The sequence below is a fragment of the Methanoregula sp. genome, assembly GCF_035543475.1.
In the GTDB taxonomy this organism is placed as follows: domain Archaea; phylum Halobacteriota; class Methanomicrobia; order Methanomicrobiales; family Methanospirillaceae; genus Methanoregula.
In genome coordinates this window covers 83,241-92,570 of record NZ_DATKKA010000022.1, presented here as the reverse complement: position 1 = coordinate 92,570, position 9,330 = coordinate 83,241, and the positions used below count along the sequence as shown (strand labels likewise).

The window sequence follows — 9,330 nt, the reverse complement described above, 5'->3', positions numbered from 1 at the left end:
TCCGATAACCTGCTTGCGGGTGCGGGTATTATCTCTGAGGAACTTGCGGGCAAACAGCTCTTCATGGATTCGGATGCAGAAGAGCAGGCCCGTGGTATTACTATCGATGCAAGCAACGTATCGATGGTCCACGAGGTCGAGGGCCAGGATTATCTCATCAACATGATTGATACGCCGGGCCACGTTGACTTCGGTGGCGACGTTACGCGTGCAATGCGTGCTGTTGATGGTGCAGTCGTCCTTGTCGATGCGGTTGAGGGTACAATGCCCCAGACGGAAACCGTGCTCCGGCAGGCCTTAAAGGAACAGGTCCGCCCGGTCCTCTTCATCAACAAGGTTGACCGGCTGGTTAACGAGATCAAGGTTGACGAGACCGAGATGCAGATCCGCCTGGGCAAAGTGATCGACAAGGTCAACAAGCTCATCAAGGGCATGAACGAGGACCTGTACAATAACGGCTGGAAACTCGATGCCTCGAAAGGGACGGTCGCCTTCGGCTCTGCGCTCTACAACTGGGCAGTCTCGGTGCCGTATATGAAAAAGGGCGGAGTCTCGTTCAAGGATGTGTTCGAGAAGTGCCGGGCCGGCGACATGAAGTACCTCGCCAAGAACAGCCCGCTCTACGAAGTCGTGCTCGACATGGTCGTGCACCACCTGCCAAACCCGCTCGAGGCCCAGCCCCGGCGTGTCAACGTCATCTGGCATGGCGACCATGCCACAAAGGAAGGCAAGGCTATGCTCGCCTGCGACCCGAACGGGCCGGCAACGATGATGGTTACCGATATCTCGTTTGACCCGCACGCGGGCGAAGTGGCAACCGGCCGTCTCTTCTCTGGTACGCTTAAGCGCGGTGACGGGCTCTATGTCATGGGCTCTGCAAAGAAAGAGAACCGCCTCCAGCAGGTCGGTATCTTCATGGGCCCGAAGCGTGTCGAGGTCGAGGAGATTGTCGCCGGAAACATCGCGGCAGTCACCGGTCTCAAGGATGCCATCGTCGGCTCTACTGTCACCTCTCTCATGGAGATGTCGCCGTTTGAGTCGCTCAAACACTACTCAGAACCGGTCATGACCGTTGCGGTCGAGGCAAAGAACATGAAGGACCTGCCCAAACTTGTTGAAGTGCTCAGGCAGGTTGCAAAGGAAGACCCGACGCTTGGTATCGCCATCAACGAAGAGACAGGCGAGCACCTGATCTCCGGTATGGGCGAGCTGCACCTTGAGATCGTCACCGGCCGTATCAAGCGTGACAAGGGCGTCGAGATCGTCACCTCCCCGCCGATCGTGGTATATCGTGAGACCGTTACCGGTAAGGTCGAGAATGTCGAAGGCAAGTCCCCGAACCGGCACAACCGGTTCTACTTTACCCTCGAGACCCTTCCCGATGAGATTGTCAACCTGATTAAGGCGGGCGAAGTCTCGATGAACCAACCGGCCCTCGAGCGCCGTGATGTGCTCTTAAAGGCAGGATTTGACAAGGACGAGGCCAAGAACGTCAAGCATATCAAGGGCACCAACATGCTCATCGATACGACCAAGGGTATCCAGTACCTCAACGAAACGATGGAACTGATCATCGAAGGTATCAATGAAGCCCTTGCCGGTGGCCCGCTTGCTGATGAGCCGGTCCAGAACCTCAAGATGTCGCTCACCGATGTCAAGCTGCACGAAGATGCAATCCACCGTGGCCCGGCACAGGTCATCCCCGCGGTCCGTGGCGCCATCAAGGGTGGCATGCTCATTGCGGGCGACTCGCTCCTTGAACCGGTCCAGAAGATCCAGATTACGGTTCCGATGGACCAGATGGGTGCTGCGACCTCCCAGATCCAAGGGCGGCGCGGCCAGGTCTTCGATATGCAGAGCGAGGGCGACACGATCACGGTGGTCGGGAAAGCCCCGGTCGCCGAGCTCTTTGGGTTTGCCGGGGATATCCGGTCAGCAACCGAAGGCCGTGCGATGTGGAACACCGAGTTTGCCGGCTTCGAGCTCGTGCCCAACAACCTGGTAAAAGACGTCGTCGTCTCGATCCGCAAGAGGAAAGGCCTCAAGGAACAGATGCCGACCCCTTCGGACTATCTCTCCGTATAATTTTTCCCCTTTTCCCCGTTCCTTTTTTTCTTCCTGATCATCAGGAGTTTCTGCCCGGCCGAACCATGATACCAGCAGTCGTTTTATGGCAGGGGTAACGGAGGGTTTGTCCGGATTTGCGGTGAGAATGGTTTTTACCCCGTATGAACCATAGAAATGTAAGATGGGTGTCAGGGTCCTCATTGTCGAAGACGACCTGGTGGTCCGGCAGCTTCTCGAATGGCGTCTCGGGACAATGGGATATACGGTCTGTGGGAAGGCGACAACCGCTGAAGACGCATTTTCCGAGGTCAAGACCCGGCAGCCTGATGTCGTGCTGATGGATATCCACCTAAACGGCCGGATGGATGGGATCGATGCAGCCCACGCCATCAAGAAAATGCATAATATCCCGGTAATTTTCATCACCGCTCATTTTGCCGATGACGAACTTGCACGGGTAAAGGCCATTCGCCCGGACGGTTACATTCTCAAACCGTTCAATGACACGGATTTGCGGGTTGCTCTCGAACTTGCCTGTGGCGTTCCCGGATCAGGCCAGACGGATCCCGCCGGTTGACCGGTTGCGTTACCTGGAACCCGGTGGTTTTTTGGGAAAAATAAAAAGGACTCGTTATCCAGTATAGGGATTACGCTCCTGAACCGGATTCCGGTGTTGCTCTTACTGCCGCCCGGGTAGTCCAGACCAGAAGGATCGTGCCTGCCGCCGCAATCACGGCTGCGATGGCAAAACCGGTACTGTACCCGATAAAGGTCCAGACAAAACCGATCATGACGCTTGAGACAAGGTCGCCGATACCGTTGGTGGCCGCAAGCGCCCCAAAGCCAAGCCCGCGTGCCTCCTCTCCCACCATCTCACCGGCGAGCGCAGATTCGAGTGCATCTTCCGCGGCAATAAAGAGGCCGCACAGGGCAAACAGAATGCCATAAGCCCAGATGTTTACCGGGGCAAGGATGAAACCGATGAAGGTGACAACCGCGACAGAGTAACCGCAGACGAGCACCGGCCGCCGGCCGATGCGGTCACCCAGCCAGCCCAGGGGGTAGGATGCGGCTGCATACACGATATTTCTGACCAGGTACAGGCCGGCACCGGCAGCGGTCGCCATGGTGAATCCCATGGAGGGCGTAAGGGCCACGATCACAAACGCGATGAGCAGCGTCTGGGAGAAATCCGCGATTCCAAAGACCAGCACCGCCCCGAGGAACGCCTTGAACCGCAAGGGCAGTCCGCGGAGTGAAGGCAACAGCCTCTTTGGCCGGTTCTGGTGTTCCGGGTTCTTTTCCTTTAACCACAACCAGAGGACGATAAACGCGAGGACTCCCGGGATCACCGCGAGCCAGAAGATGGTCCGGATTGCAACCGTCGAGACAAGCACGAGCGCGATTGCAGGACCGGCGATGGCGCCCAGCGTATCGCCCGCCCGGTGGAACCCGAATGCCTTGCCGAGATCCTTTTTCTCGACAGAGTTAGCGATGATCGCATCCCGCGAGGGCGATCGGATCCCTTTACCGATCCAACCGATGATCCTGCCTGCCAGTACGACAAACCACGAGGCAGCGGCTGCAAGAAAGGCGGGAAAGATTGCGGTGGCAACTGAACCAGCAAGGGCAAATTCGCGGCGCTTTCCCAGCTTGTCAGCAAAGTATCCCGAGAAGAGTTTAACAAAACTGGATGCCCCGTCACTCAACCCCTCAATGATCCCCAGCGCATAGACCGGTGCACCCAGGAGGATCAGAAATGACGGCAGGAGTACGGTGACAGTCTCGTAGCCGAGGTCTCCAAAAAAACTTGCAAGGCCGGCCCCGAGGACCGTGCTGTTCAGCCATGGTGGCCACTTCATAGTGTCGTGTATCGCCGGTATCCCTCATAAAGGATCATGATATGATTGCAGGATATGCCGCCGGGTCGCGCACGGGTGCTTCTCCTCTTTATTATTCCCGGTACCCACAGGGCCCCTTGCCCCGGTTATCCTCTCTAACCGGGCGGTTCGATCCTCAAACCGGCGCCATTCTGGTAATATATACCGCTCCGGGCCGACCCTGTATCCATGCCTTGTGTGGCAGAAAATGCCATACAATGCAGGAAACCATTCCCATGACCAACCTCGGTGATGTCGTGCGTCAGCTGGAGACCGTCCTGTGCGATCCCGGCTACCCGCCCACCCCTCACGAGCGGGAAGTGTACGACGCCATCCTCCAGGCGGTCTGCACCGGAGCCACGGACACAGAAGGCAGCCAGTAAGGCCAGCTGTACGGGGCAGTTTGTTCCTCCCCCGTACCCTCCTCTCTTTTATAATCCGGCCGCAGAATATCGATGAGTGATACGGTATTTCTGTGGATGAAGGGTCGGGATCGGATTTTACCGATTTGAAAGATCCCGGGTACGAGATTTTTATCATTTTTGTTTCGGTACTCTCGGTCGTCAACCTTTTTATCTCATGGATCCCCGGCCTGAATCCGCAGGTTGCTGACGTCCTTGATGTCATCAACTTCTTCCTGACGATCATCTTCCTTGGGGACTTTGTGTTCCGTTTCCTGTCTGCCGGATCGAAAAAACACTATTTCTTCTTTGACTGGGGATGGGCCGACCTTCTTGCCAGTGTTCCTTTCCTGCGGATCCTGCGGTTGTTCCGGATCTTCAAGGCATACCGTCTGCTCAAGAAATACGGGACCAGAAACATCTATGCCCAGCTTACGCAGCACCGGGCCGAGAGCGTGCTCTATATCGTCATCTTCTGCGTGATCCTTGTCATCGAATGCGGCGGCGTCCTTGTCCTCCTTGCCGAGAGCCCGGCGCCGGATGCCAACATCCGGACCGCATCCGATGCGATGTGGTGGGTCTATGTCACCATCACAACGGTGGGATATGGGGATCGTTACCCGGTAACCTCGGCAGGAAGGCTGGTGGGAGTGCTGGTGATGACCACGGGCGTGGGGCTCTTTGGTACCCTTGCCGGTTTTATCGCAAACAAGCTGGTCTCGCCGGCCGTGAGTGGAGGGTCCGGAGGGGGACAAAAACCCGGGGACCGTGCCGCTCTCCAGGATGCCCTTGCACAACAGGCCCGGCAGCATGCAGAGGTCATCGCCCGGCTGGACCGGATCGAGCAGGAGCTCAAAGACCGCCCGCGGTAGGTTCGTGCATGACGGCCGGTGCGCAAGTCCTAAATGCCATCAGAAAAAGAGAGGAACCGGCAATATCCCGTTGTTCACCGGGGTGAGAACCATAGCCGATCCGCTCACATCAGAAGAAATCCGCGCAAAAGTCCAGGCCCTGATGCCCGGTGTCATTGACGATCTCAAAGCCCTCATCCGGTACCCGTCCGTGGCATTTCCCGGTTACCCGGGGGAACCGGTCCGGGGGATGGCGGACGCGACCGTTGCCCTGCTGGAGAGATACGGCCTTTCCGGCGCCCGGCTCATCGATGTCCCGGGAGGGTACCCGGCAGTGTACGGGGAGATCCCCGCCCCTCCGGGTATGCCCACTGTCCTGATGTACGCCCACTACGATGTCCAGCCGGCAACAAAAGAGGATGGGTGGGAATGCGATCCATGGGATCCCCATGAGGAAGGCGGGCGGTTGTACGGGCGCGGCTCTGCCGATGACAAGTCGGGCATCATGCTCATCGCCGCCTCCCTCCGTACCTTTGAAGGGAAACCCCCCGTGGGCATCAAAGTCCTTATCGAAGGCGAGGAAGAGACGACCAGCCATATCGAGGCGCTCGTTACCTCCCGCCCGGACCTCTTCTCGTGTGATGCATTCATCATAGAAGATAACGGGAACCTCTCCGCGGGCGAACCGGCGCTCACGACCTCTCTGCGGGGCGAGGTCTCCTGCATCATCGAGGTATCGACGCTCGACCACCCGGTGCACTCGGGCATGTTTGGCGGGGCAGCGCCCGATGCACTGGTCGCCCTGATCCGGTGCCTCGCCACGCTCCATGACACCCGGGGCGATGTGGCCGTGCCGGGCCTGCAAAAGGGTACCGGCGGTGGCGGCGATTATCCCGAACAGGCTTACCGGGAGAGTGCGGGCGTTCTCGCTGGCGTAGACCTCACTGGCACCGGCCTGATCGGTGACCGGCTCTGGACCTGTCCCTCTGTGACCGTGATCGGGATCGACGCCCCGTCCGTGCAGGCCGCTGCAAATATCCTGATCCCCCGTGCAGCGGCAAAGGTCAGCATGCGTATCGCCCCGGACGCAGATCCCAAACACGAGCTCGCACTTCTCGTGGCACACCTGCGTGCGGCCGTTCCGTGGAATGCCCGGGTCACGGTACAGGAGGTAAGCAGCTCTCCCGGCTTTGTCTGCCCCACCGGTGATCTCGTATACGCGGCGGCACGAACTGCACTTGCGATCGCATTTGGCCGTCCGGTGCTCGAAAAAGGAACCGGGGGTTCGATCCCCCTGCTCCGCACGCTCCAGGATACCGTTTTGCATGCCGGGTTTGTCCTGTGGGGTGCCGAGGACGCTGCCGGTTCGCGCATTCACGGTACAAACGAGAGCGTTGATGTGAGCGATCTCGAGCGTACCATCGTGGCCCAGGCCCTTTTCCTCTTGCTGCTTGCAAAAAAACAGTGATTCGCAGGGCCGCTCATCCCTGCCGCCACTTTTTTACCCGGCCTGCATCTCCGGTGGGGTCTTGTGTATGCCCCGGAGCAAAAAGATGCCGTACGCTGCAAACACAATACCTACCGTTACTGATGAGACCAGAATCTGAATTGACTGCGCATGGATCTCAACGCCCCCGATTGCTGCAAGCGAGGTGAAATCAAAGAGGGCGTGTACCCCCACCAGGGGCCAGATGCTCCCGGTACGAAGCCGGAGTGCGGCAAAGGTCAGGCCAAGGCCGAATGCAGCGACAGTGTCGACTGCGGTAAATGCCGGGTCCCAGGTCCCGCCCAGCATATTGAGCAGGTGGGGTGCTGCAAAACAGACGGCACTGATCACGGCAGCACGAAATATTCCGGCCGGGAGAAGGGCGGTCAGGATCAGCCCGCGGAACCATGCCTCTTCCGCAAAACCCACGATAAGCGTCAGGGCTGCAAATGCCAGCAGGGTGAGGGGTGCCGCTGCCTGGATTCCTCCGGTAAGGGAGAGCAGTGCCACCGCACAGGGCAGGATAAAAAGCGGGAGATCCCGTATCCGTATCCACGAAGTGTATCCTGCCTTTTCCCACCAGGAGAGACGCCAGAGAACAATGATCCCGGTAAGGGCGAGGACCGAATCAACCAGGGCCACCTGCACGAGGCTCCCCATCAGGAAGTGTTCATTTATGGCCCCGATTCCCAGGACCACGCACACGACAATGGCAAGGAACCCTGCGGCGCTCAGGTACGGGTGGTCTGCGGTGAAATGTTCCGGCGTCATCATTGCCTGATTTTCATTGTCCGGCAATTGTTATGGACTTACGCCTCCCGCTTTTTTGCGCAAGAAGAAAAACTGGTACGGTTCGATTGTTCCCCAACACTCCGTATGGAAGCGACTAATCGGGAAACACGCACCTCCCCGACAGATGATCTCGTTTCCTGTGTGAGCAATAAGGAAAAAAAGCAGAAATAATGGGGGAAATCCCGTCAGGGCATTATATCGCCAAAGTCTGTGGTGTCCGGGGCGGCTGAAGCCTGTGTTGTATTCATTGCCTCTGCCTGCGCCACGGCATCGCTGCTGTCATCGGATACAAGTCCCTGGTCGGAGACTGCCGTAGAGGTCTCTGCTACTGTTGCGGTGACCTGTGGGGTATTCTGTTCCGGAGCCTGCGGTGTGGTGACCGTCTGCTGCCCGCCGATTGTTGACGTGCCCTGGCTCTGCGAGGTACACCCGGCACATACAAGGAATAGGACCAGACAGGCCACTATGATTCCTGATACCACTATCGTTTTCTTCATCTCTCATTCACCTCCTCGTTCATCCGAATTTCGGGGAAAATCCCCCGACACTCTGGTTATTCCTCGGGGTCTCTGCAGTCCGGTTCATCTGCCGGCTCTCAGCGGTTCGGTTTGCTGCCGCCTCTGACCTCACTTCCGAAGCGATCTGCTGGAGTGCCTGTGCATACTGCTGGTCAAGGGACATCAGCTGGGAATTTATGCTGGATAGCGTTGACTGGTCGTGGTTCTGCAATGCAGCCTGGAGCTGGGGCTGGAATGCCGTAATCTGTGACAGGATATTCTGGGCGCCAGAGACATCGAGTCCGCGCGCTGTAAGATTGGTCAGCCGGTCCTGCATACGGGATGTTGTGTTGGTAAATTGCGCGAGCCGGGCCGTTTGCCGTGCCTGCCATGCCAGGTTGACTACTGCCTGGGAAAGCTGCTGGCACAGGGAATCGATCTGGCTGTTTATCTGGCTGATCTGTGCTTCGTCCCGTGCGTTTAGGGCAGCCTGGAGCTGGGGCTGGAGTGCCTGTATCTGTGATTCGATGGCCTGGGCTGATGAAACATCCATCCCTTTCGCCGTCAGGTTTGCAAGGAGGTCCGTCCTGCGACCATCATTGTAGCTGAACTCATCCAACCGGGATTTTTCCCGGGCTGTCCAGTAGGTAGTGTCCAGATTCTGGATGTTCGTCTGGTCTGCGGTCACCGAACTGTTGACGGCAGCCTGCAGGGCAGATTCCGAACCCCCGCCAGCGGAAAGTGCAGTTTTGAGATCAGCCCGGAATTGTGCAACCTGCTGTGTCATGGTACCCCATGCCTGCATGATGGAATCATTGGAACTCATAGACTGGACCGAGGAAACGGTTCCAAGGAATTGCTGTTCGTCATTCTGCAGTGTCGTGGTTGACTGGTTGAGCGTTCCGATGTACTGGATCGCCCCGCCCATCTTTGCCTTGAAGAGTTCACCGGAATAGGCCGTATACGCCTGCATCGCGGCGATGTGCTCGGAATTGTCTGCCCAAGACTGGCCGGAACTCCCTGCACTTACGGCAGGAACAATCAGCGCAGCCAGCACAAACAGACAGAGAATTAGCTTTGCGTGCCTGACCAAGTATGTTCACCTCAGTAAATTTTTGCAAAAATTCTTGGCGGACATCAATTTAAATCTTGTCAAATTTACTTTACATTTCCGGGGGATATCATACCGATGGTATTCAAAGATCCTTGCGGCCCCTTGGTTCATTGTACCTCTCATCTCCCCCATTTTTTCTGCGCGCCTGCCTTACCGGCTCTGTTTTGACTCCGTTCGGTCATGGGAAAACAGCCGGATTTTTTTCTGCAGGATTTACGTTCCGATTCTCCGTTCGGACAATT

Annotated in this window: 9 protein-coding genes; 5 read left to right on the top strand and 4 right to left on the bottom strand. The window is 57.5% G+C overall.

From position 1 onward, the window contains the following. Both VMS83_RS07425 and VMS83_RS07420 read left to right on the top strand, forming a co-directional pair. On the top strand, nt 1-2,085 hold a 2,085-nt coding region (locus VMS83_RS07425; protein ID WP_325411387.1), incomplete at its 5' end, for an elongation factor EF-2. 163 nt (nt 2,086-2,248) lie between these two features. Beyond that, nucleotides 2,249-2,644: a response regulator gene (locus tag VMS83_RS07420; RefSeq protein ID WP_325411385.1), complete on the top strand. Its 396-nt coding sequence runs from the start codon at nt 2,249-2,251 to the stop codon at nt 2,642-2,644. A gap of 70 nt (nt 2,645-2,714) precedes the next feature. Here VMS83_RS07420 and VMS83_RS07415 read toward each other — a convergent pair whose 3' ends face one another. Continuing rightward, nucleotides 2,715-3,929, bottom strand: a complete 1,215-nt coding sequence (locus VMS83_RS07415; RefSeq protein ID WP_325411383.1) for an MFS transporter — start codon at nt 3,927-3,929, stop codon at nt 2,715-2,717. Nucleotides 3,930-4,183: 254 nt separating this feature from the next. Here VMS83_RS07415 and VMS83_RS07410 point away from each other — a divergent pair, with 254 nt between their 5' ends. From VMS83_RS07410 to VMS83_RS07400, 3 genes are all read left to right on the top strand, one after another. Further along, nucleotides 4,184-4,330 (top strand): hypothetical protein, encoded by a 147-nt coding sequence (locus VMS83_RS07410; RefSeq protein ID WP_325411381.1) that lies wholly within the window; start codon nt 4,184-4,186, stop codon nt 4,328-4,330. Between the two features lie 92 nt (nt 4,331-4,422). Further along, nucleotides 4,423-5,220 (top strand): ion transporter, encoded by a 798-nt coding sequence (locus VMS83_RS07405; RefSeq protein ID WP_325411380.1) that lies wholly within the window; start codon nt 4,423-4,425, stop codon nt 5,218-5,220. Between the two features lie 82 nt (nt 5,221-5,302). Beyond that, nucleotides 5,303-6,667, top strand: a complete 1,365-nt coding sequence (locus tag VMS83_RS07400; protein ID WP_325411379.1) for a M20/M25/M40 family metallo-hydrolase — start codon at nt 5,303-5,305, stop codon at nt 6,665-6,667. Between the two features lie 33 nt (nt 6,668-6,700). On the opposite strand, the gene VMS83_RS07395 is transcribed toward VMS83_RS07400, so the two are convergent. The 3 genes from VMS83_RS07395 to VMS83_RS07385 all read right to left on the bottom strand — a co-directional run bounded on the left by VMS83_RS07395 (nt 6,701) and on the right by VMS83_RS07385 (nt 9,067). Next, on the bottom strand, nt 6,701-7,459 hold the full coding sequence (locus VMS83_RS07395; RefSeq protein ID WP_325411377.1) for a CPBP family intramembrane glutamic endopeptidase: 759 nt from the start codon (nt 7,457-7,459) through the stop codon (nt 6,701-6,703). Between the two features lie 203 nt (nt 7,460-7,662). Further along, nucleotides 7,663-7,974 carry a hypothetical protein gene (locus VMS83_RS07390; protein ID WP_325411375.1) on the bottom strand — a complete coding sequence of 104 codons (312 nt, stop codon included), beginning with the start codon at nt 7,972-7,974 and terminating at the stop codon, nt 7,663-7,665. Nucleotides 7,975-7,993: 19 nt separating this feature from the next. Further along, entirely contained in the window at nt 7,994-9,067 is a 1,074-nt protein-coding gene (locus tag VMS83_RS07385) for a hypothetical protein (RefSeq protein WP_325411373.1), read from the bottom strand. Between the last annotated feature and the right edge of the window lie 263 nt (nt 9,068-9,330).